The 20,668-nt window shown below is 64.4% G+C and carries 16 protein-coding genes and 1 pseudogene; 6 read left to right on the forward strand and 11 right to left on the reverse strand.

What is annotated here, in order from left to right; all coding sequences use genetic code 11:
- Positions 1–53: 53 nt before the first annotated feature.
- The 6 genes from GD628_RS08510 to GD628_RS08535 all read right to left on the reverse strand — a co-directional run bounded on the left by GD628_RS08510 (position 54) and on the right by GD628_RS08535 (position 6,891).
- Positions 54–1,532 carry a GH1 family beta-glucosidase gene (locus GD628_RS08510; RefSeq protein WP_152274423.1) on the reverse strand — a complete coding sequence of 493 codons (1,479 nt, stop codon included), beginning with the start codon at positions 1,530–1,532 and terminating at the stop codon, positions 54–56.
- A complete protein-coding gene (locus GD628_RS08515; RefSeq protein ID WP_091605069.1) occupies positions 1,532–2,440 on the reverse strand; it encodes a carbohydrate ABC transporter permease in 909 nt (302 codons plus the stop codon). Before GD628_RS08515 ends, GD628_RS08510 begins: the two co-directional genes overlap by 1 nt.
- Positions 2,437–3,423, reverse strand: a complete 987-nt coding sequence (locus GD628_RS08520) for a carbohydrate ABC transporter permease (protein WP_091605066.1) — start codon at positions 3,421–3,423, stop codon at positions 2,437–2,439. Before GD628_RS08520 ends, GD628_RS08515 begins: the two co-directional genes overlap by 4 nt.
- A 63-nt stretch (positions 3,424–3,486) precedes the next feature.
- Positions 3,487–4,806: an ABC transporter substrate-binding protein gene (locus GD628_RS08525; protein ID WP_091605063.1), complete on the reverse strand. Its 1,320-nt coding sequence runs from the start codon at positions 4,804–4,806 to the stop codon at positions 3,487–3,489.
- A 253-nt stretch (positions 4,807–5,059) separates the two neighbouring features.
- A complete protein-coding gene (locus GD628_RS08530; protein WP_152274424.1) occupies positions 5,060–6,220 on the reverse strand; it encodes a class I SAM-dependent methyltransferase in 1,161 nt (386 codons plus the stop codon).
- Positions 6,217–6,891 carry an IMPACT family protein gene (locus GD628_RS08535; RefSeq protein ID WP_152274425.1) on the reverse strand — a complete coding sequence of 225 codons (675 nt, stop codon included), beginning with the start codon at positions 6,889–6,891 and terminating at the stop codon, positions 6,217–6,219. The genes GD628_RS08530 and GD628_RS08535 overlap by 4 nt, the downstream gene beginning before the upstream one ends.
- Before the next feature lie 68 nt (positions 6,892–6,959).
- Here GD628_RS08535 and coaE point away from each other — a divergent pair, with 68 nt between their 5' ends.
- The 4 genes and pseudogenes from coaE to GD628_RS08555 all read left to right on the forward strand — a co-directional run bounded on the left by coaE (position 6,960) and on the right by GD628_RS08555 (position 11,627).
- Complete coding sequence (gene coaE, locus GD628_RS08540) at positions 6,960–7,583, forward strand: dephospho-CoA kinase (protein ID WP_193313228.1); 624 nt, start codon at positions 6,960–6,962, stop codon at positions 7,581–7,583.
- A gap of 66 nt (positions 7,584–7,649) precedes the next feature.
- On the forward strand, positions 7,650–9,731 hold the full coding sequence (gene uvrB / locus GD628_RS08545) for an excinuclease ABC subunit UvrB (protein WP_091605054.1): 2,082 nt from the start codon (positions 7,650–7,652) through the stop codon (positions 9,729–9,731).
- 94 nt (positions 9,732–9,825) lie between these two features.
- A pseudogene (locus GD628_RS08550) lies at positions 9,826–10,821 on the forward strand (TerC family protein); the annotation flags it as partial.
- 428 nt (positions 10,822–11,249) lie between these two features.
- A complete protein-coding gene (locus GD628_RS08555; RefSeq protein WP_152274428.1) occupies positions 11,250–11,627 on the forward strand; it encodes a PLDc N-terminal domain-containing protein in 378 nt (125 codons plus the stop codon).
- Between the two features lie 40 nt (positions 11,628–11,667).
- Here the strand turns inward: GD628_RS08555 and GD628_RS08560 are convergent, their stop codons facing one another.
- The 4 genes from GD628_RS08560 to GD628_RS08575 all read right to left on the reverse strand — a co-directional run bounded on the left by GD628_RS08560 (position 11,668) and on the right by GD628_RS08575 (position 17,280).
- Entirely contained in the window at positions 11,668–12,849 is a 1,182-nt protein-coding gene (locus GD628_RS08560) for a hypothetical protein (protein WP_152274429.1), read from the reverse strand.
- Between the two features lie 105 nt (positions 12,850–12,954).
- Positions 12,955–14,250 carry an alpha/beta fold hydrolase gene (locus tag GD628_RS08565; RefSeq protein WP_226802441.1) on the reverse strand — a complete coding sequence of 432 codons (1,296 nt, stop codon included), beginning with the start codon at positions 14,248–14,250 and terminating at the stop codon, positions 12,955–12,957.
- Positions 14,247–14,729 (reverse strand): GNAT family N-acetyltransferase, encoded by a 483-nt coding sequence (locus GD628_RS08570; RefSeq protein ID WP_152274430.1) that lies wholly within the window; start codon positions 14,727–14,729, stop codon positions 14,247–14,249. The genes GD628_RS08565 and GD628_RS08570 overlap by 4 nt, the downstream gene beginning before the upstream one ends.
- A gap of 10 nt (positions 14,730–14,739) precedes the next feature.
- The gene (locus GD628_RS08575) at positions 14,740–17,280 is read right to left on the reverse strand and encodes a DEAD/DEAH box helicase (RefSeq protein ID WP_152274431.1); all 2,541 of its coding nucleotides are present in this window, start codon (positions 17,278–17,280) and stop codon (positions 14,740–14,742) included.
- A gap of 84 nt (positions 17,281–17,364) precedes the next feature.
- On the opposite strand from GD628_RS08575, the gene GD628_RS08580 reads away from it, so the two are divergent.
- Positions 17,365–18,147, forward strand: a complete 783-nt coding sequence (locus tag GD628_RS08580; RefSeq protein ID WP_152274432.1) for a trans-aconitate 2-methyltransferase — start codon at positions 17,365–17,367, stop codon at positions 18,145–18,147.
- A 10-nt stretch (positions 18,148–18,157) separates the two neighbouring features.
- On the opposite strand, the gene GD628_RS08585 is transcribed toward GD628_RS08580, so the two are convergent.
- The gene (locus GD628_RS08585) at positions 18,158–18,799 is read right to left on the reverse strand and encodes an MBL fold metallo-hydrolase (protein ID WP_152274433.1); all 642 of its coding nucleotides are present in this window, start codon (positions 18,797–18,799) and stop codon (positions 18,158–18,160) included.
- 134 nt (positions 18,800–18,933) lie between these two features.
- Between GD628_RS08585 and GD628_RS08590 the strand changes: the two genes are divergently transcribed.
- Complete coding sequence (locus tag GD628_RS08590) at positions 18,934–20,667, forward strand: ABC transporter ATP-binding protein (RefSeq protein ID WP_152274434.1); 1,734 nt, start codon at positions 18,934–18,936, stop codon at positions 20,665–20,667.
- The last annotated feature ends 1 nt before the right edge of the window (position 20,668 follow it).

A 20,668-nucleotide genomic window follows, 5' to 3' on the forward strand; every position in this document is an offset into this window, starting at 1 on the left:
TCCTGGTGTCCTCTGCCTTCCGAAGCCGGGCTCAGCTTTCAATCGTAGTTCCCCTACCGCGCACCCGCGGCTGCCGCCGCGTTTTGCAGGTTTCCTGCTTCCGTCGCCTGCCGCACCTGCGCAATAAGCCGGCTGTAGGCCAGTCCGCTGTCCTTGATGATGCGTTCCTGCGTCTGGTAGTCCACGTGAATGATGCCAAAGCGCTTCTCGTAGCCCCAGGACCACTCGAAGTTATCCAACAGGGACCACACGAAGTAGCCACGGACTTCCGCGCCTTCGGCAACGGCCCCACTGACAGCCTGGATGTGGTCAAGGATGTACTTGGTGCGCTCAGCGTCCGGTACGGTTCCCTCGCTGCTGACGGCGTCGTCGTAAGCGGCTCCGTTTTCAGTGACGTACAGCGGCGGCAGGTTTGGGTACTCCTGTCCCAGCCGAACGAGCAGCTTACGGAGGCCGTCAGGATTCACTTCCCAGTTCATTGCGGTGCGCGGGAGCCCGCGGGTGGGGAAGGTGATGTGTTCGGCACCGATCCAGGGTGAGGCCTTGGGCGTGTCAGTGCCGCCGCCGTGGCCGTCTTCACCGGACATGTCCGGGTGGCCGCTGATCTGGTCATCGTGGTAATGATTGACGCCGAGAAAGTCGATCGGGGCCCCAATGAGTTCCATGTCGCCGGGCAGGATCAGTTCGTGCAGGCCGTATGGTTCGAGGTCGCGGAGTGAGTCCTCCGGGTACGCTCCGCGCAGGATCGGGTCCAGGAAGATCCGGTTCTGCAGCGAATCGAACAGCCGTGCCGCCTCCAGGTCAACGGGATCGCCCGGGTCCCTGGGAATCGAATTGCTGAGATTAAGCGTGATGCCGACCTGTTCGGCACCCAGGTTCCGCAGTTCGGTGACCGCCATGCCGTGGGCAAGGTGCTGGTGGTGCACGGCCGCGATGGCGGCACGCGGTTCCTGCCGTCCCGGTGCATGGACGCCGGACCCGTACCCGAGAAGGGACGAGCAGAAAGGCTCGTTGAAGGTCGTCCAGTGCTTCACCCTGTCACCAAGTGCCGCGTAGACGTCCTGCGCGTACTCGACGTAGCGGCAGGCGGTGTCACGGTTGGTCCAGCCGCCCTTATCTTCGAGGCCCTGCGGCAGATCCCAGTGGTACAGCGTCAGCCAGGGGAGGATTCCGGCCTCGAGCAGTTCGTCCACGAGGCGCGAGTAGAAGTCCAGTCCCTTGGGGTTGACCGCCCCACCGCCCGGACGGACGCGAGCCCAGCTGGTGGAGAAGCGGTAGGAATCCAGCCCCAGCTCCTTCATCAGCGCAACGTCCTGCGGCATGCGGTGGTAGTGGTCCACAGCGGTGGCGGGTGTGTCCTGGTTCAGGACGTTGCCGGGCACTGCCGCGAATGCATCCCAGATTGAGTCCTGTTTGCCGTCGTCCCGGGCGGCACCCTCAACCTGGGCCGCTGCAGTTGCCGAGCCCCAGAGAAAGTTGGGCGGAAAACCGTTGTGGTTACCGTGGTTCCCCAAAGAGGTGTTGTTCGTCATTAGCCCTTCACTGCTCCCTGCATAATTCCGGATATGAGTTGTTTTCCCGCCGCCACGAAGAGGATGAGCAGGGGGATGGTTGCCAAGACTGCCCCGGCCAGGACCACTGAATAGTCCACGTACCGGGCCGACTGCAGCTGGCTGAGCGCCACCTGCAGTGTTGGGTTGTTGGGCAGCACCAAAAGCGGCCACATGAAGTCCGTCCACGCCGTCATGAAGGTGAAGAGACCCAGGATGGCCATGGCCGGCTTCGCCGCCGGCAAGGCGACGTGCCGGAAGGTACCCAGCATGCTCGCGCCGTCCATGCGAGCGGATTCGATGAGTTCATCCGGTATGACGTCCACAAGATACTGGCGCATGAAGAACACTCCGAAGGCCGTGACCAGGCCGGGAACAATCACCGCTCCCAGTTCCCCGGTCCAGCCCAGCTTCTGCATCACCATGAACAGGGGAATGATTCCCAGCTGGGTGGGGATTGCCATGGTGGCGATGACCGCAACCATGAGGAGACCCCTGCCCCGGAAGCGCAGTTTTGCGAACGCGTATCCGGCCAGGGTCGAGAAGATCACCACCGAGACGGTGATGGTCCCGGAGATGATGATGCTGTTGGCCAGGGCCTTCCAGAACGGCACGGTGTCGAAGACCGCAGCGGCGTTTGTCCAGAAGTTGCCTCCGGGCCAGAGTGGAGGCCAGTCCAGGCCCAGGGCCTCGTTGGAGCGGCTGCCGATGATCAGTGACCACCACAGGGGGTAGGCGGAACCGATGAGGAACGCCAGCAGGATTCCGTAGCTCAGGAACCCGGGCCGGCCCGCGCCCCGGAAGAACCGGCGCCTGCCGCGCAGTGGTTTGCCGGACCCGGATCCCGTTCCGGTCCCGGGAACTGCCCGGGCTTTTTGAAGGACGGTCATTTTCTGCTCCTAACCCGGCGGGGCCTGCGGGTGTCCGAGGTGGCGATTTTTTTGCTGATCAGGAAGTTGACTACGCCAACCAGCACGATGATGAGGAATAGCAGCCAGGCCACGGCGGATGCCTTGCCGAAGTTTTGCCGCTGGAAGGCCAGCTCCCACAGGAAGAGGACCGTCGTCTGGAACTGCTTTTGTGTTCCACCGGCATTGACGGGATCAAACAGGCGCGGTTCTGCGAAGATCTGAAGACCGCCGATGGTGGCTGTGATGATGACGAAAATCATGGTGGGCCGGATGCTTGGCAGGGTGATGCTGAAGAACCGCCGGACGGCACCCGCGCCGTCCAGGGCCGCGGACTCGTAGAGGTCGCGGGGGACAGCCTGCATCGCTGCCAGAAGGATGAGTGCGTTGTAGCCGGTCCAGCGCCAGTTCACCATGGTTGCGATCGCAACGTGGCTGGCGAAGGAACCGTCCTGCCAGCGGACTCCGCCAATGCCGGCGTTTTCAAGCATGTTGTTGATCAGGCCGTTTTCCTGGTTGAACATGTTGGAAAAAATGAGGGCCACTGCAACAGGTGTCACTACGTAAGGCACCAGGACTGACATGCGCCAGAAGGTTTTGGCCCTCAGGTTCTGGTCGAGGACGGCCGCGAGGAGAACGGCAATTACCAGCTGGGGAATGGCGGAGAGCAGGAAGATGGAGAACGTGTTGAACATCGAATTCCAGAAGTACCCGTCGGCCAGGACATTGCTGAAGTTGGAAAGTCCGACGAAATCCCCCTGCCCCTTCAGCAGGTGCCAGTCATGCAGCGAGACCCAGAAAGTGTAGACGAGCGGGAAAAGCCCGGTGAGGCCAAAGAGGATAAAGAACGGTGAAATGTAGAGGTATGGTGACGCCTTCATGTCCCATTTGGACAGACGCTGGCGGAAGGTAGGCCGCGCTGTGACGGGCGGCGCTGCGGCTGGGCGGTTCAGGGTGGCAGTCATGGGAAACTCTCATGCTCCGGGCGGGGCCTACGGGTCTGGCCGGAGGCCCCGCGTGCGGCGCTGCTAGTTGTTGATAACCAGGTCGTTGAGAAGCTCGAGCGCCTTGGCCCAGGCCTGGTCGGCGTCGGCCTGGCCGGTCTCGACCAGGTCGATCGGGGGACCGAAGACGTTCTCCTGGATCACGGAGTCATCCGGTCCCTTGAACTGCGCTTCGACGCCCTTCGCCCGTTCGGCCAGGATTGCACCGGTGGGTGCGTTGTTGAACCACTCGTTAGGTGCTGCTTCCTCTGCGAGGGTTTCCTGTGCGGCGATGGTGCTCGGGAAGTTGTTTGCTGCTTCGCTCTGCTTGATCTGCTGGTCCGGGTGGGTCAGCCAGGCTGCGAGCTTTGCCGCTTCCTCCTTGTGCTCGGAGCTTTCCGGTACGGAGAGGAACGCTCCGCCCCAGTTCGAGGCTCCGCCGGGGAAGACATCTGCGAAGTCCCAGCCGCTGTCCATGCCGCCGCCCGCCGACTCGACCTTGCCCTGGATAGTGCCCAGCATCCAGCCGGGGCAGACCATGGTGGCGAAGGAACCGTCGAGGAAGGCCTTGCCGTTCGCCCAGTCCCATTCCTTCTGGTTGGAGGACAGGCCATCACCGATGGCGGTGGAGAGCTGCTCGAACCGCGAAATCATGGCTTCGTTTCCATCGACGTTCAACTCTCCGTCCTTGGTGTAGTAGCCCTCTTCCATCTGGTTGACCATTGAGTTCCACACGAAGCCGGCCTGGTCGAACCAGGGCTTGCCGCTTGCGTCCTTGTACTGGTTGCCTACCTCGAAGTACTTCTCCCAGCTGGCGTCTTCTCCGCCCAGGAGCTCAGCTACGGCTTCGCGGTCGCTGGGCAGGCCTGCTGCCTCGAAAAGCTTGCCGTTGTAGCAGATGCCCTGGGGTCCGATGTCCGTGCCGTAGCCAATGACGCGCCCGCTGGGGTCGGTGCCCTGGTTGTACTTCCACTCCACCCAGTTGTCCTTGATGTCCTCGGCACCGTATTCGTTCAGGTCAACGAACTTGTCGGAGACCTCCATGATGGCGCCGAGCCAGCCCTCTTCGATGGCAACCACGTCGCTCACGCCGGATCCGGCGGCGAGCTTGGTGAAAAGATCCGTCCGGGCATTGCCGCCGGTATCGATGTTGGTTGCCTTGATGGTGATGCCTGGGTTGGCGTCCTCGTATTCCGCGTAAAGATCGTCATACCCAAAGGTGCCGAAGGTAGTGACGGTCAGTTCAACCGGGTTGTCTTCCGAAGCCGCCTCGCCGCTGTTGCTGCCGCTGCTGCAGCCGGCGGCCAGCAGGGCCACGGCCGCTGCTCCTGCCACCACAGACGCTGAATATCGGAACTTTTTCACGGTCACTCCTTTGTGTGTGTCTTGCCGGTTTATCCCGGGGGAGGACCGTGCCGAAGGTGCCAGGCTCGTCCAGTCGGGACTAATTCAGAGCTGATGCTCGGTGAACCACAAGAGGCCCGGCACGGTTCCGATGTTCCCAACCGTTCCAGAGAGCGCTCTCTGATCTTGCTGAGAGCCTAGATGTGACGCGGTTCACTGTCAAGAGAGCGCTCTCTCCGATTTCTCGTGTCCGCTGTCGGCGGGCTGTGTTTTCCTAGCGCCGCGTGCTGACCGTGACCGTAAAACGCGGATTGCGGCCCGCCTGGCGTGTGGGTCCCACCAGGCGGTTAAGGGCAGACCGGTAGGCCAGATGCGAGTTCCAGACAGTCCACAGTTCGCCGCCGGAACGCAGCACGCGGGCCGCGTCGGCAAAGAGCTTGTGGGCGATGCCGGTATGCACGCTGGCTCCAATATGAAAAGGCGGATTGAGCACCACAAGGTCCTGGGAACGGTCCGGAAGCCAGGACAGGGCATCCGCCCGCTGGACGACGGCGCGGCCCGCCACGCCGTTGGCGGCTAGCGTCAGCCGGGTAGAGGCGACGGCTGCCTCGGACTGGTCCGAGGCCAGGATCCCGGTGTCCGGGCGGAGCAGTGCCAGGTACGCTGCTATGGCACCGTTGCCGCAGCCAAGGTCCACGGCTTCCGCTGCGCCGCGGGCCTGGACCAGGAACGGCAGCAGGAAGCGGGTGCCGGGGTCCAGCGATGCGCCCCCAAAGGCCGCACCGCGGGCCCGCAGCTGCAGCGGAACCGGCAGTCCGACGTCGTACGCTGCCGCCAGCGGAAATCGGGACGCCGGCAACGTGTCCGCAGGGAGCGGGCCGCTAACGGTCAGTACCCGGGATTTCTGTCGTGCCAGTCCTGCCGTGACCGATCCAAAGTACCGCCGCAGCACGTCGTTCATGGCTGTGGTCATGTGCTTGATGCGTCCGCCGGCGTAAATGCGGACGTCCGGTGCTGCATGGACGGCGAGGAGTTGTGCAATCTCTTCCAGCGCATCCAGTGACCGGGGGAGGCGCAGCAGGACAATGCGTGCACCGCCCACCAGCTCAGGGGTGAGTCCGGAGTGCGTGTAGCGTCCGGCCAGGCCCAGCCGGGCCGCGTTCCGGTCCAGTGCGAGCTCGCCGGAGAAGGGATCCTGATGCACCCGGATCCCGGAGAGCGAATAGCGCGCTGCCGCGCCGAGCGTGAGTGCACCATAAGAATCCCCGATAACCATGGGCGCACCGCTGCCGCTTGCAGCCGCGGCTTCGAGGTCGCCCGCTGCGGTATCCAGCAGCAGTTTGTCCGCGGTGTCGAACGCCTGCAGGTTCTCCGCCTCCACGTCCGGAGCCCGCCCCAGCAGGTCGAAGTCAAACGAAGCGTCGAAAGCTGTCACAGGTCAATCCATTCGGTGGCGATAAGTTCGGCAGAGGTATCTCCGGCTGTGAGGGCGGCAAGGTGATCCTGGAAATCGCCGGCAGCACCCGGGATGTCTGGGAGGGCAACCGTAATCACGGCCCCGCCGTCTCCGTACTCGGTGCCGCGCACGGTGTAGCCGCCGATGCGCAGGTCATTCTCCAGCCGCCCGGCAGCGGCATGGCTTGCCGGAACGGCGCACAGCTGCATGCGGCGGCGGCGGAGAAGGGAAGCGGAGGACAGTGCCGAGGACACGGACTCCGAGTACGCCCTGACCAGGCCGCCTGCCCCGAGCAGGATCCCGCCGAAGTAGCGGACCGTGACGGCCGTGATGTCGCTGAGGTCCGAGGCGCCGTCGAAAGTCTCCCTTTTCGTCAGCGCCTCAAGCATGGGAATTCCGGCAGTGCCGGAGGGCTCCCCGTCGTCGCTGGAGCGCTGGACCTCGCGGCCGGGACCCAGGACGAACGCACTGCAGTGGTGCCGGGCGTCATGGAACTCCCGGCGCAGCTCCGCGATGAGGCCGCGCGCTTCGTCCTCGGTTTCGGTACGCCGGAGGACGGTGATGAACCGCGAGCGCTTGATGTCGAGTTCAGTGCGGTGATCTGCGGCGACGGTCGTGTAGCGTCCCGAAGCTGCCTGGATATCACTCACCCTGCCAGTCTAGTTGGCCCCGTGGCCGCATCCGCCCCGGGGCCTTCGGGGAAGGTAGGCTGGTGGCCATGCTGAAGGTAGGTCTCACCGGCGGAATCGCAGCCGGAAAATCACTGGTCGCCCGCACCTTGGCAGACTGCGGGGCTGTGCTGGTTGACGCTGATGCCCTGGCCCGGGAGGTGGTGGAACCCGGCACCGACGGGCTGGCCGCCGTCGTCGATGCTTTCGGTCCGCAGGTGCTTGCCGCAGACGGAACCCTGGACCGCGCCGCTCTGGCCGCGATCGTGTTCGGGAATGAGGAGAAGCGCGCGACGCTCAATTCAATCGTCCATCCGCTGGTCCGCGCCCGGGCCGCGGAACTGGCGGCACAGGTTCCGGAGGACGGCATCCTGGTGCAGGACATACCGCTGCTCGTGGAGACCGGACAGGCTGGGAACTTCGACTTTGTCCTGGTGGTGGAAGCGCCCGAGGAGGAGCGGATCGCGCGCATGGTCCGGGACCGCGGGATGACACCCGAAGATGCACGGGCCCGGATCGCCGCCCAGGCGACCGCGGAGCAGCGCGCCGCAGTCGCGGACGTTGTGCTGGAGAACACCGCCACCCCTGAGGACCTTGTCGAGGCGGTCCGGGGCCTCTGGAGTTCCCGGCTGGTGCCGCTGAACCAGGAACGGCTCCGCACCGGCGGCAGCTAGGGCCAGGGGGTTATGCCGTCAGCAATACGGACAACAGCTGACCGCGACCCGGAGTAGCGTAGAAGCATGAGTCTTGCGCAGGACATCAATCGTGTTGTTGCCCCTTTTGAAGTAGTCAGCGAATACTCCCCGGCAGGCGACCAGCCCACCGCCATCAAGGAACTCGCCGAGCGCATCAACGCCGGCGAGAAGGACGTTGTCCTGATGGGCGCCACGGGTACCGGCAAGAGCGCCACCACGGCCTGGCTGGTGGAGCAGGTGCAGCGCCCCACGCTGGTGATGGTGCAGAACAAGACGCTGGCGGCCCAGCTGGCGAACGAGTTCCGCGAACTGCTGCCCAACAACGCCGTCGAGTATTTCGTCTCCTACTACGACTACTACCAGCCCGAAGCCTACGTGCCGCAGACGGATACATTCATCGAGAAGGACTCCTCCATCAACGAGGAAGTGGAGCGGCTGCGCCACTCGGCCACTAACGCCCTGCTAACCCGCCGCGACGTCATCGTCGTCGCCACGGTCTCCTGCATCTACGGCCTGGGTACCCCGGAAGAGTACATCCAGGGCATGGTCACGCTGCGCCGCGGCATGGAGATGAACCGTGACGACCTGCTGCGCAAGTTCGTTTCAATGCAGTACGTCCGCAATGACATGGACTTCCACCGCGGCACCTTCCGGGTGCGCGGGGACACCGTGGAAATTATTCCGATGTACGAGGAACAAGCCATCCGGATCGAGTTCTTCGGCGACGAGGTGGAGAGCATCCAGACACTCCATCCCCTCACCGGAGACCTGATCCGCGACGAGCAGGAAATGTACGTCTTCCCGGCATCACACTACGTAGCCGGACCGGACCGGATGAACCGAGCCATAAAGGGCATCGAGGACGAACTGCGCGGGCGCCTGGAGGAACTCGAAGGGCAGAACAAGCTGCTGGAAGCGCAGCGGCTGCGCATGCGCACCACCTATGACCTGGAAATGATGCAGCAGATGGGTTTCTGCAACGGCATCGAGAACTACTCGCGCTGGATCGACGGCCGCGGACCCGGCACCGCACCGCACTGCCTCCTGGACTACTTCCCGGACGACTTCCTCCTGGTGGTCGACGAGTCCCACGTGACCATCCCGCAGATCGGCGCCATGTACGAGGGCGACATGTCCCGCAAGCGGACCCTCGTGGAGCACGGTTTCCGGCTGCCGTCGGCAATGGACAACCGGCCGCTGAAGTGGGATGAGTTCCTGGAGCGGATCGGCCAGACCGTTTACCTTTCCGCGACACCGGGCAAGTACGAACTCGGCAAGGCCGACGGCGTGGTGGAGCAGATCATCCGGCCCACCGGCCTGGTGGATCCGGAAGTGGTGGTCAAGCCCAGCAAGGGCCAGATTGACGACCTGCTGGCAGAGATCCGGACCCGTACCGAGAAGGACGAACGCGTCCTGGTCACCACACTGACCAAGCGCATGGCCGAAGACCTCACCGGCTACCTGCTGGAAAACGGGGTGAAGGTCGAGTACCTGCACTCCGACGTCGACACCCTCCGGCGCGTGGAACTGCTCCGTGAACTGCGGATGGGCACCTTCGATGTCCTGGTGGGCATCAACCTGCTCCGTGAAGGCCTGGACCTTCCGGAAGTCTCGCTCGTCTCAATTCTCGACGCCGACAAGGAAGGCTTCCTGCGCAGCTCAACCTCCCTGATTCAGACCATCGGCCGTGCCGCGCGAAACGTCTCCGGCCAGGTGCACATGTACGCGGACCGGATTACGGACTCCATGGCTCATGCCATTGACGAGACCAACCGGCGCCGGGCCATCCAGGTCGCTTACAACAAGGAACGCGGCGTGGATCCACAGCCGCTGCGCAAGCGGATCGCAGACATCACCGATTCCCTCGCCCGGGAAGACGCGGACACCAAGGCACTGCTGGAAGAAGCCGCGAAGAAGAAGACCAAGGGCAAGGGCGCGAAGACCGTCCGCAAGGACGGACTTGCCGCGGCACCCGCAGAGGACCTTACGTCCCTGATCGAGCAGATGACGGAGCAGATGCATGCGGCTGCCGCGGAACTCCAGTTTGAACTTGCCGCCCGCCTGCGCGATGAGGTGGGGGACCTGAAGAAGGAACTGCGGCAGATGCAGAACGCCGGGCACGCTTAGGAGCAGCTGGGTGTAAACTTTTCGACGGCGGTGGGGCATTTCCGTAGCAGCTGCGGGAACCCCGCCTTTTCCGTGCTCTGAAAGGTCTGCTCCCATGCCCGCATTACCCCTCGCGTTCGAGGTTGGTACGTTCATTGTCCTAGGGCTGGTACTGCTCTTCGACCTGCTTTTGGTCGTCAAGCGGCCGCATGAACCGTCCATGAAGGAGGCCGGCCTGTGGGTCGGGTTCTACGTTGGTCTGGCGCTGCTGTTCGCCGTCATGATGTTCATCTTTACCGGCCCGGAATACGGCAGCCAGTTCGTGGCGGGCTGGGTGACCGAGTACAGCCTCAGCATCGACAACCTGTTCGTGTTCATCATCATCATGGCCCGCTTCTCGGTACCCAGGAAGTACCAGCAGGAAGTGCTGATGTTCGGCATCATCATTGCGCTCATCCTCCGCGGCATCTTCATTATTGTCGGTGCCGCCGTGATCGAGAACTTCTCCTGGGTCTTCTTCCTCTTCGGTGCCTTCCTGCTGTGGACGGCGTGGAAGCAGGCGACGGACAACGGTGAAGACGAAGAGGGCGGCAGCGACAACAAGCTGGTCCGCAAGCTCACCGGGTTCCTGCCGATGACCGAGAACTTCGACGGCGGCAAGATCCGAACCGTGGTGGACGGCAAGAAAGTCTTCACCCCGATGATCATCGTGTTCATCACCATCGGCGTGACGGACCTGATGTTCGCGGTCGACTCGATTCCCGCGATCTTTGGCCTGACGCAGAGCGCGTTTATCGTCTTCACGGCCAACATCTTCGCCCTGATGGGGCTGCGCCAGCTCTACTTCCTGCTCGGCGGCCTGATGGACCGGCTCATCTACCTCAAGCACGGGCTGTCCGTCATCCTTGCCTTCATCGGTGTGAAGCTGATCCTGCACGCCCTGCATGTGAACGAACTGCCCTTTATCAACGGCGGAGAGTCCGTTGCCTGGGCACCGGAGATCCCCACCTTCGTCTCGCTCGCCGTCATCCTCGGCACCATCGTGATTGCCACGGTTGCCAGCCTGCTGAGCCGCAAGGCGAAAGCCGTGCAGGCAGTCGCTTCCCTGGAAGCCGCACTCAAGGTGTACCGCAGCCTGGGAGAGGATGCCCCGCACGCCGAGCGCGCCCAGGCGTACGACGATGTCACCAAGACCTACCGGGCAGCCGAAAAGGCTGCCGAAAGCCGGTCCGACGTCGAACTGCCCGAGATCTCAAACGAAGCGCGTGCCAGGTTCCTGGCCTCAGACCCGCGCAAGCCCGGCGCCGGCGAGTAGCCGGCACGGTGCACGCCGGCCGCCCGGGCCGGTATGACGGCTGCGGTTCCCTGCCAGGGCGGCGGGGGACCGCCGCCGTCGTTCTGCCGCCATCCAGTTTGTGCGCTCCGGATCCATCCGGCGAAGCCGGTGCTAGCCTTCCGATACAGCCTTACGTCCCCGTCAGGGAATTCACGGCCCGCACAGGGCTATTTCGTATCCGTTGCGGCTCCAAAGGAACAGCCATGAACTTCTTCGAAGTACTGTGGTCAATCGTTGTGGTGTTCTTCGTTTTCGCGTACCTGATCCTGCTTTTCCAGATCTTCGTGGACTTGTTCCGCGATGACAGCCTGAACGGCTGGGCGAAGGCAGTCTGGATCTTCTTCCTGCTCTTCGTTCCGTACCTCACCGCCCTGGTGTATGTCATTGCCCGCGGCAGCGGCATGGCCGCCCGGAGCGCACGGCGTGCCAGTGAGTCCGAAGCGCAGGCGGCCGAGTATATTCGGCGCACTGCAGGCAGCCAGAGCGCAGCAGAGCAGATATCCTCCGCCAAATCCCTGTTGGATGAAGGCCTGATTTCAAACGACGAGTTCGGCCGGCTCAAGGAGAAAGCCCTGGCCTAAAGGGTTCCGTCATCATTCGGGACCAGCGCACGCCGGTTCTCTAAGCGAGAGCCGGCGTGCGCTGTGTGCGGGCCATGACTTCCAGGACAACAATGACCGCCACCATTACGGCTGCCACTCCCAGGACAATCCCGGGGGCGAGTCCCGGCAGGAACAGCACGAGCACGGTGAGCGCTGCTGCCGTCCCCTGGTAGATCCGAAGATGGCGCAGAGCCCATCCGGACCAGCGTGAGGGGTGCCCGGCCGCGTAGAGCACTCCCACTGCCAGCAGGGCCAGGACAAGCACCGAGCGCAGAGCTCCTGAGAGCGGGTCCAGGAAGGCACCGCTGACCGCGGCGGCGGCTTCCGGGGAAACGGCACTTCCGCCGGCGGCGTTGACGATTCCCTGTTCGACCACCCGCAGGGCGAGGGCAGCGGCCAGCGCCGCTCCGCCTCCCGCCAGGGAGAGGACGATCCCACTCCGGAGCCGGCGACCCCGTGGAGCAGCCAGCACCGCCCCGGCCGCCAGCAGGAGGGCAGCCCACGGAAGAACCGCGGAAACACGCCCCAGGGTGTCGAGGGCTGAAAGCGCAGCCGCGAGGCCAGGGGCACTGAACACTGTGTAGTCCTGCCCGGCGTCGTCGGGAATCGCCGACGCCGCGGCTACTCCCTGCGCCAGCAGGCGGGACTTGGCCTCGCTGATCATCGCCGTCGTGGAGATACTCACGTCGCCGTTCCCCCCGATGGATGCAACGCCGCCCGGATCGTCTTCCAGTGCACGAACGAGGACCTGGTGAGCCGCCCGGTTGGCATCAGTCCACATCACCGCGAAAGCCTGGCTCGCCACGGCCTTCGAGACGGTCTGTTCAACCAGGTTGTTGGTTCTCTCGGCGATCCGGGGGCCAAGGACCGATGCCAGTCCCTGCGCTGCCCGCGTATCGCTTCGCTGGGCCACCTCGTCTTGGATGGTGGAGCTGATGTCCATCCGCGAGGTGATTTGGTCCGATATCTGTCCGGACAGGTCCGCCTGCACGGCGGGGTCCTGGATGACGGGCCCAACCGTGGCGACATAGCGGTCGGTGCTGCTGACCAGGCTGCCGGCGTATCCGGCGATCACCGCAGCCACCAGGGCCAGCCCGGCGAGGATGCCGAGTACCGTCGAAACCGGTCCCCTCCAACGCTGCCCCGAGCGGGGCTTGACGGTTGGCTCCGGGGGAGGGCTGTAACGCGTGCTGGGAGTCATGGGAGGACCTTCCTCAACCGTGTGCTGCTCCAGTCAGGTTAGGCCGGTTTGGGTCCGGCCGTCAGGTCCTGCGCAAAATTCCCTAACCTCGGTTCGGTTATGGCCTTATTCGCCCCCGCGCACCATGCCGAGCAGCCGGTTGAAGATGCCTTCGCCGTCGTCCGCAATGCCGTCGTGGTGGAACTCAGCGGTTTCCCAAACTTTCAAGCCGCGGACGGCTTCGGCGGTTTCCAGGGACAAGTCCCGGTCCATGTAGATGTCGTCGGTGTAGACGGCAGCCGCCACAGGCACCGTGTTGGCAGCAAGCTGCCCGCAGTCATAGAGAGCCGGCCAGTCGGGCTTCGCGGCCAGCAGATCGGCCGTCTCCCGCAGCGGGCGCAGTGCAGGATCTTCCTCGAAATACCAGGGATAGACCATTTCACCGGTGAACAGCGGCTCCGGGGCGTCCGGCGTGAACTCGGGCCGGAACTGCAGCACCCGCCACGCAGCCCAGTTCGTGGCCTGCCCCTGCCCGTAGATCGATTCGTGCATCAGGGCGTACAACGGGTTGGTGGACCGCTCGGCGAGCTGCCACATGCCGGCCAGGAAGGTGTCGGAAAGCCGCGGGCCCTCCGGCGTCGGGAGAAAGGCTTCCTCGAGCAGGTAATGAAGCCCGTCCATCCGCGTGTTGCCGCCCAGGAAGGACCCGGCCATTTGGAAGCGCCCCGGGGTGAGCCGTGAACCGTCCGGAAGGGATTCGGGAACGGCCTCCAGATGCCGGACAATCCGGGTTGCGGTTTCGCGGTCCTGCGGATACTTGGCGAAGTATTCGGCGTTCCGGGCTGCTACCCGGGCGAACGTCGCCCGGTAGACCCGGTCCGCGGGGCCGGTCAGGGGCGCCAGGCCGCCGGTAATCAGCGCCTCCTTGACTCCGTCCGGCGCGAAGGACAGGTACGTCAGTGCGCAGAACCCGCCGTAGGACTGGCCATAAATACTCCACGGTCCGGAGCCAAGGGCCGCCCGGACCAGCTCCGCGTCGGCGACGATCGAATCTGCCCGGAAGTGGGTGAGGTACTCAGCCTGCGCGGCTGCATCTCCCCGCAGGGCCAGGCTCTGCCTGTTCGCCGGTGTGGAGAGTCCGGTACCCCGCTGATCCAGCACCAGGATCCGGAAGTGCCGTGAGGCCGCCTTGGTCCAGCCGCCGAACTGCAGCAGCCGATTGCCTTTCCCGCCTGGGCCGCCCTGGAGATAGAGCAGCCACGGCACGTCTCCTGAAACCGCAGGGTCGGAGTATTCGCGCGCAAAGACGCTGATCTGCTCCCCGCCCGGCCGGGAGTGGTCCAACGGGACAGTGAAGCGGTGCTCCACTACGCGCATGCCGCGGACGGCCCTCGGCTCCGAAGCTGTGTGCGGGACGCTCATGCTGCTCCGTGGGTGCCGAACTCCTCCAAGGCGCCGCCGGTCAGGCGGTAGGTGGTCCACTCATCCATGGGCTGGGCACCGAGTGACTTGTAGAAATTGATGGAGGGTTCGTTCCAGTTCAGGACGGTCCATTCCACGCGGGCGTACCCGCGTTCGACGGCGGTCTGCGCCAGGCAGCGCAGGAGCGCCTTTCCGTAGCCGCGTCCGCGGGTTTCCGGCCGGACGTAGAGGTCCTCAAGCCAAATGCCGTGAACACCTTCCCAGGTGGAATAGTTCAGGAACCAGAGAGCGAAGCCCTGCACCTTTCCCTCATCCTCCAGGACGTGCGCGAAGACTGCGGGGTGGTCACCGAAGAGGTGGCGTTCCAGCGCCTCGGGGGTATTCCGAACCGCGTCCGGTTCCTTTTCATAAACGGCGAGCTCATGGATGAGCTCAAGGATTACCGGTACATCGTCTTTGCGTGCGGCTCGAATCTGCATGGCATCCAGCCTAGTCCAGGCGCCCGGCATGGATGACGCGTATGACGGGGGAGCCGGCTTCGTCCGAAGCGGCCAGGTCAACTTCGGCGCTGATGCCCCAGTCACGGTGGCAGGCGGGATCCTTGAAGATCTGCCGCACCTCCCACTTGCCCGGCTGCTCCTTGATGATCAGCAGGTCCGGACCCCGCCCGTCAGGACCGTCGTCGATGTCATCATGTTCCTCGAAGTAGGCGTCCAGCACGTCCGCCCAGCGGTCCGCATCCCAGCCGGCGTCGCCGTCGAGCTCGCCCAAGGCGCGGTCGTCCTCATCCGCGAAGAGTTTCACCCGCTGGAACATCTCGTTGCGCACCATCACCCGGAAGGCCCGGACGTTGGCTGTGAGACGGTCCGGCACCGGAGGCAGCAGCGGCTCGTCGGTGGCGTCCGGATTGACCCCGGATGTCAGCTCTTCCCACTCATCGAGCAGCGATGAGTCCGTCTGGCGTACCAGCTCGCCGAGCCACTCGATAATGTCCTCCAGGTCCTCGCGCAGACGCTCCGGGGGAACCGTGTGCAGCAGGGCCTTGTAGGTATCGGAGAGGTAGCGAAGCAGCACGCCCTCGGAGCGGGCCAGCGAATAGAAAGCCACATACTCACCGAAGCTCATGGCACGTTCGTACATGTCCCTGACAATCGACTTCGGGCTGAGTTCGAATTCGCCCAGCCACGGCGCGCCGGAACGGTAGACCTCGAAGGACTGTTCCAGCAGCTCGGCCAGCGGCTGCGGGTACGTGACCTCTTCGAGCAGCGCCATCCGCTCGTCGTATTCGATGCCCTGGGACTTCATGGCGGCAACGGCCTCGCCGCGGGCCTTTTTCTCCTGGGCAGAGAGCACCTGGCGCGGCTTTTCCATGATCGCCTCGATCACCGAAACCACGTCCAGTGCATAGGACGGGCTCTCCGGGTCCAGGATCTCCAGGGATGCCATGGCGAACGGAGATAGCGGCTGGTTCAGGGCGAAGTTGGGCTGCAGGTGAACCTTCAGGCGGACGGTGCGGCCGTCGGCGTCGGGTTCAGGGAGCACTTCCACGATGCCCGCGGTTTTCAGCTCGCGGTAAATGCTCAGCGCCTTCTTCATGAGGGCCAGCTGGGAGGACCGGCTCTCATGGTTGCTGGCGAGCAGCTTTTTCGCTGCGGCAAAAGGATCACCGGGGCGCTCGAGCAGGTTCAGCAGCATGGAGTGGGTGATGTTGAAGCTGGAGGTCAGGGGCTCCGGGGTGCCCTCCACGAGCTTTTCAAAGGTCGGCCTGCCCCAGGACACGAAACCGGCCTGGGGCTTCTTCTTCACGACCTGACGCAGCTTCTTCTGGTCATCGCCGAACTTGGCCTGTGCCTTGGCCATGGCCTTGGCGTTCTCGATCACGTGGTCAGGCGCCTGCACGACGACGGTGCCCGCCGTGTCGTAGCCGGCACGTCCGGCACGTCCGGCGATCTGATGGAATTCACGGACCTTCAAGGGCCGGGTGCGTGTGCCGTCATACTTGCTCAGCGCAGTGATCAGCACGGTGCGGATCGGAACGTTGATGCCTACGCCCAGGGTGTCCGTACCGCAGATGACCTTCAGCAGCCCGGCCTGGGCCAGCTGTTCCACCAGACGGCGGTACTTGGGCAGCATGCCGGCGTGGTGCACGCCGATTCCATGGCGCACGAGCCGGTTCAGGGCCTTGCCGAACCCGGGGGCAAACCGGAAGCCGGCAATCAGCTCCGCGATGCGGTCCTTCTCCTCGCGGGTACAGACGTTGATGCTCATCAGCGCCTGTGCGCGGTCAATGGCCTCAATCTGGGAAAAGTGCACCACGTAGACCGGAACCTGCTTCGTGGCCAGGAGTTCCTCGAGGGACTCCTGCACCGGTGTCTCAACGTAGTAGTAGTGCAGGGGAATGGGCCGCTGCACCGAGGACACCGTCACTGTGTCCCGGTTGGTGGACTCGGAGAGGTCCGTGCTGATCCGGGTCATGTCACCCAGGGTGGCGGACATCAGCAGGAACTGGGACTGCGGCAGCTCCATCAGGGGAACCTGCCACGCCCAGCCGCGCTGCGGATCGGAGTAGAAGTGGAACTCGTCCATAATGACGGTTCCGATGTCAGCGTCGGCGCCTTCACGCAGGGCAATGTTTGCGAGGATCTCCGCCGTGCAGCAAATGATCGGGGCGTCCTTGTTGACCGAGGAATCACCGGTGACCATGCCGACGTTCTCCGCACCGAAAATGTCGCAGAGGGCGAAGAACTTCTCCGAGACGAGGGCCTTGATGGGGGCGGTGTAGTAGCTGCGCTCGTCCAGCGCCATGGCGTAGTAATGCGCGGCGATGGCCACCATGGACTTGCCTGAGCCCGTGGGTGTGGCCAGGATGACGTTGTTCCCGGTTACCAGCTCCATCACTGCCTCGTCCTGGGCAGGGTAGAGGGACATGCCGCGGCCTTCCACCCACTCGAGGAAGGACGTGTAGACCTCGTCCGGATCAATGGTCGTGGTTCCGCTGGCTGCCGCGGGAAGCGAGTCAAGTAGTTTCATCTCACCTACCAGCCTAGCCCGGCGGCAAAAATCACCGGCGCTGGCTCCAAAGCCGGGTACGACGGCGCTGCTAGGCTCGCGGGCATGAAATGGGACCCTGAGCGCTACCTTCAGTTTGCGGACTACCGTGACCGGCCGTTCTTCGACCTGGCCACCAGGATCGGAGCCGGGCAGCCGGAGAGTGACCCCGCCTGGGTTGCGGACCTTGGCTGTGGAACCGGTGCACTCACTGCGGTCCTGGCGGACCGCTGGCCCACAAGCCCCGTCATGGGCATCGATTCTTCCGAGGACATGATCAGGGAAGCCCACGCCCGCTCCGGGCGGAACCTCAGCTTCGCCCAGGGCCGGATCCAGGACTGGAACCCGCTCCCGGGGCCGGGAGTCCTGCTGTCCAATGCGGCCCTGCAATGGGTCCCGGGGCACATGGACCTGCTGGACCCATGGGCGAAGGCACTGGAACCCGGATCGTGGATCGCAGTCCAAGTCCCGGGCAATTTCGGAGCCCCGTCGCATGCACTCATGCGGGAGCTGGCAGCCAGCCCGCGTTATGTGCAGGCGCTCGCAGGAGTGCTCCGCGGAACTGATTCGGTAGCCGAGCCGGGAGAGTACCTTGAATTGTTCGTGGACGCCGGCATGGCCGCCGATGTGTGGGAGACCAGCTACTCACAGGTGCTCCACGGCCCGGATCCTGTCCTCGACTGGGTACGGGGTACAGCCCTTCGGCCGGTGATGCAGGCCCTGGAACCGGGCGAGTACCGGGCGTTCGAAGCCGAATACGCAGCGCTGCTGCGGGAGGCGTATCCGCCAAAGTCCTGGGGAACCGTGATGCCGTTCCGCAGGATCTTCATGGTGGCGCACAAGCCTTAGGGCACCGGCACTACCAGCCGCGTTCCTTCCAATCCCCGAGGTGCGGACGTTCGGCTCCCAGCGTGGTGCCGGCGCCGTGGCCGGGGTGGACGAGCGTTTCGTCCGGGAACTGTTCGAATATACGTTCGACTACGTCCCGGTAGAGCGAATTGAAGCGCTCCGGGTCCTTCTGGGTGTTGCCTACGCCGCCCGGGAAGAGCGAGTCACCGGTGAACAGATGCGCCGGTCCTTCCGGATCCCGGTAGACCAGGGCAACGGAACCAGGGGTGTGTCCGCGCAGCGCAATGACCTCCAGGTCAAACCCGTCGAAGTCCAGCACATCCCCGTGGGAGAGCGGCACGTCGGTGGGAACTTCGATGTCCGCGGTATCCGGGCCGCCCGCGGCCGTGCGCGCGCCCGTTGCAGCTTTGGCTTCGGCCAGGGCCCGTACATGGTCCCAGTGGCTGTGGGTGGTAATGATCATCCGGACCGCGGCCTTGCCGGAGCTGCTGTCCGCGGCACCGGCGTCGAGCAGTTCCTGAATGCGGGGGAAATCATCTGCGGCATCAATGAGGACCTGCACTCCCGAATTCTTGGCGGTGAGCACGTAGACGTTGTTGTCCATGGAGCCTACGGAGGCACGGCGAATCGAAACGTTCCTGGTATCCAGCATGGCGCCAGTCTAAAGGGTGCCCGCGCTCCGCAGCGGGGCACCCGGCCTGCGTGTCCGTGGCTCCCTTGCCCGCTGGGCATACCGGGCGTACGTTCAGATGGTGCCGGAACGCCCCGGCAGTTCCGGGAGGATACGTGCTTCTTCGGCTCGTTCGCGAAAACCTGGCTCCGTACAAAGGTGCGGTTGCCGCCGTCGTCATCCTGCAGTTCCTGCAGACCGCCGCAACTCTGTTCCTGCCCACCCTCAATGCGGACATCATCGACCAGGGAGTGGTGAAGGGGGACACCTCCGTCATTCTGAACATCGGCGGCTGGATGCTGGCCGTCACGGCCGCCCAGGTGGTGTGTTCAATTGCCGCTACCTTCTTCGCGGCGCGCACCGCCATGCGGGTGGGCCGGAACGTCCGGCGCTCGCTGTTCACCAATGTGGAGACATTCTCCGGCCGGGAGGTTGGCCTCTTCGGCGCTCCGTCACTGATCACCCGGACAACCAATGACGTCCAGCAGGTGCAGATGTCCCTGCTGCTGACCATGACCATGATGGTGTCTGCGCCCATCATGGGAATTGGCGGAGTCCTGCTGGCCCTGAACCAGGATGTTCCGCTCTCCGGCGTCCTCCTGCTGATCCTGCCCGTCCTGGTCATCATCATTGGACTGGTGCTGCGCCGGCTCGTTCCGCTGTTCCGCCGGGCGCAAAAGCAAATCGACCGGGTGAACGGGGTGCTGCGCGAGCAGATCATGGGGATCGCCGTGATCCGGGCCTTCGTGCGCGAAAGCACGGAGAAGGAACGGTTCGACGGCGCCAACAGCGACCTCACCGGGACGCAGCTGCGGGTAAGCCAGTATCTGGCACTGCTGTTCCCCGCCACCATGCTGGTGGCGAACCTGGCCACCGTGGCAGTGGTCTGGCTCGGTGCCTTCCGCATCGACGCGGGACAGATGCAGATCGGTGCGCTGACGGCGTTCATCGCCTACATCATGCAGATCCTGATGGCCGTGATGATGTCCATGTTCATGATCATGATGCTGCCGCGGGCCGCCGTCTGTGCGGAGCGGATCTACGAAGTGCTGGATACCCGGACCAGCGTCCGGGACGCCCCGGATGCGCGGGAGCTGGTGTACGACGGCGGACGCCTGGTCTTTGCGGGGGTGGGGTTCACCTATCCCGGGGCCGAGGATCCCGTCCTGCAGGACATCAGCTTCGTGGCGGAACCCGGACAGACCACCGCGATCATCGGTTCGACCGGAGCCGGGAAGTCCACGCTCCTGAACCTGGTTCCCCGGCTGCTGGATCCGACCGTCGGCAGCATCAGCGTCGACGGGCAGGACACAGCAGGCGTGACCCTGCATTCCCTCCGCTCCGGTATTGGACTGGTACCCCAGCGCGCACACCTGTTCTCCGGCACCATCGCGTCCAACCTGCGCTTCGGCAAACCCGGCGCCACGGACGAGGAGCTTTGGGAGGCTCTCGAAATCGCGCAGGCCGCTGACTTCGTCCGGGCGGCCGAGGGCGGGCTGGACCACACAGTGGAGCAGGGAGGGGGCAACTTCTCCGGCGGACAGCGCCAACGGCTTGCCATCGCCCGGGCACTGGTCGTCCAGCCGGACATCTACCTGTTCGACGACAGCTTCTCCGCACTCGACTTCACCACCGACGCACGCCTGCGCGCAGCCCTGAAACAGCGCACAGCCCACGCGACGGTGATCGTGGTGGCCCAGCGGGTGAACACCATTACCGACGCGGGACGGATCATCGTCCTGGAGGAAGGGCGGATCGCCGGAATGGGCACGCACGCCGAACTGCTCGAGTCCAGCACCGCCTACCGGGAGATCGTCTCCTCGCAGTACGCACCGGAGGAAGCGCTGTGAG

This window comes from Arthrobacter koreensis (assembly GCF_009193255.1).
Lineage (GTDB): Bacteria > Actinomycetota > Actinomycetes > Actinomycetales > Micrococcaceae > Arthrobacter_B > Arthrobacter_B koreensis.

Coding starts and splice junctions, on each gene's coding strand:
- coaE (WP_193313228.1), top strand. CDS start 6,960: ATGCTGAAGGTAGGTCTCACCGGCGGAATCGCAGCCGGAAAATCACTG.
- GD628_RS08510 (WP_152274423.1), bottom strand. CDS start 1,532: ATGACGAACAACACCTCTTTGGGGAACCACGGTAACCACAACGGTTTT.
- GD628_RS08520 (WP_091605066.1), bottom strand. CDS start 3,423: ATGACTGCCACCCTGAACCGCCCAGCCGCAGCGCCGCCCGTCACAGCG.
- GD628_RS08575 (WP_152274431.1), bottom strand. CDS start 17,280: ATGAAACTACTTGACTCGCTTCCCGCGGCAGCCAGCGGAACCACGACC.
- GD628_RS08570 (WP_152274430.1), bottom strand. CDS start 14,729: ATGCAGATTCGAGCCGCACGCAAAGACGATGTACCGGTAATCCTTGAG.
- GD628_RS08585 (WP_152274433.1), bottom strand. CDS start 18,799: ATGCTGGATACCAGGAACGTTTCGATTCGCCGTGCCTCCGTAGGCTCC.
- GD628_RS08515 (WP_091605069.1), bottom strand. CDS start 2,440: ATGACCGTCCTTCAAAAAGCCCGGGCAGTTCCCGGGACCGGAACGGGA.
- GD628_RS08555 (WP_152274428.1), top strand. CDS start 11,250: ATGAACTTCTTCGAAGTACTGTGGTCAATCGTTGTGGTGTTCTTCGTT.
- GD628_RS08580 (WP_152274432.1), top strand. CDS start 17,365: ATGAAATGGGACCCTGAGCGCTACCTTCAGTTTGCGGACTACCGTGAC.
- GD628_RS08560 (WP_152274429.1), bottom strand. CDS start 12,849: ATGACTCCCAGCACGCGTTACAGCCCTCCCCCGGAGCCAACCGTCAAG.
- GD628_RS08565 (WP_226802441.1), bottom strand. CDS start 14,250: ATGAGCGTCCCGCACACAGCTTCGGAGCCGAGGGCCGTCCGCGGCATG.
- uvrB (WP_091605054.1), top strand. CDS start 7,650: ATGAGTCTTGCGCAGGACATCAATCGTGTTGTTGCCCCTTTTGAAGTA.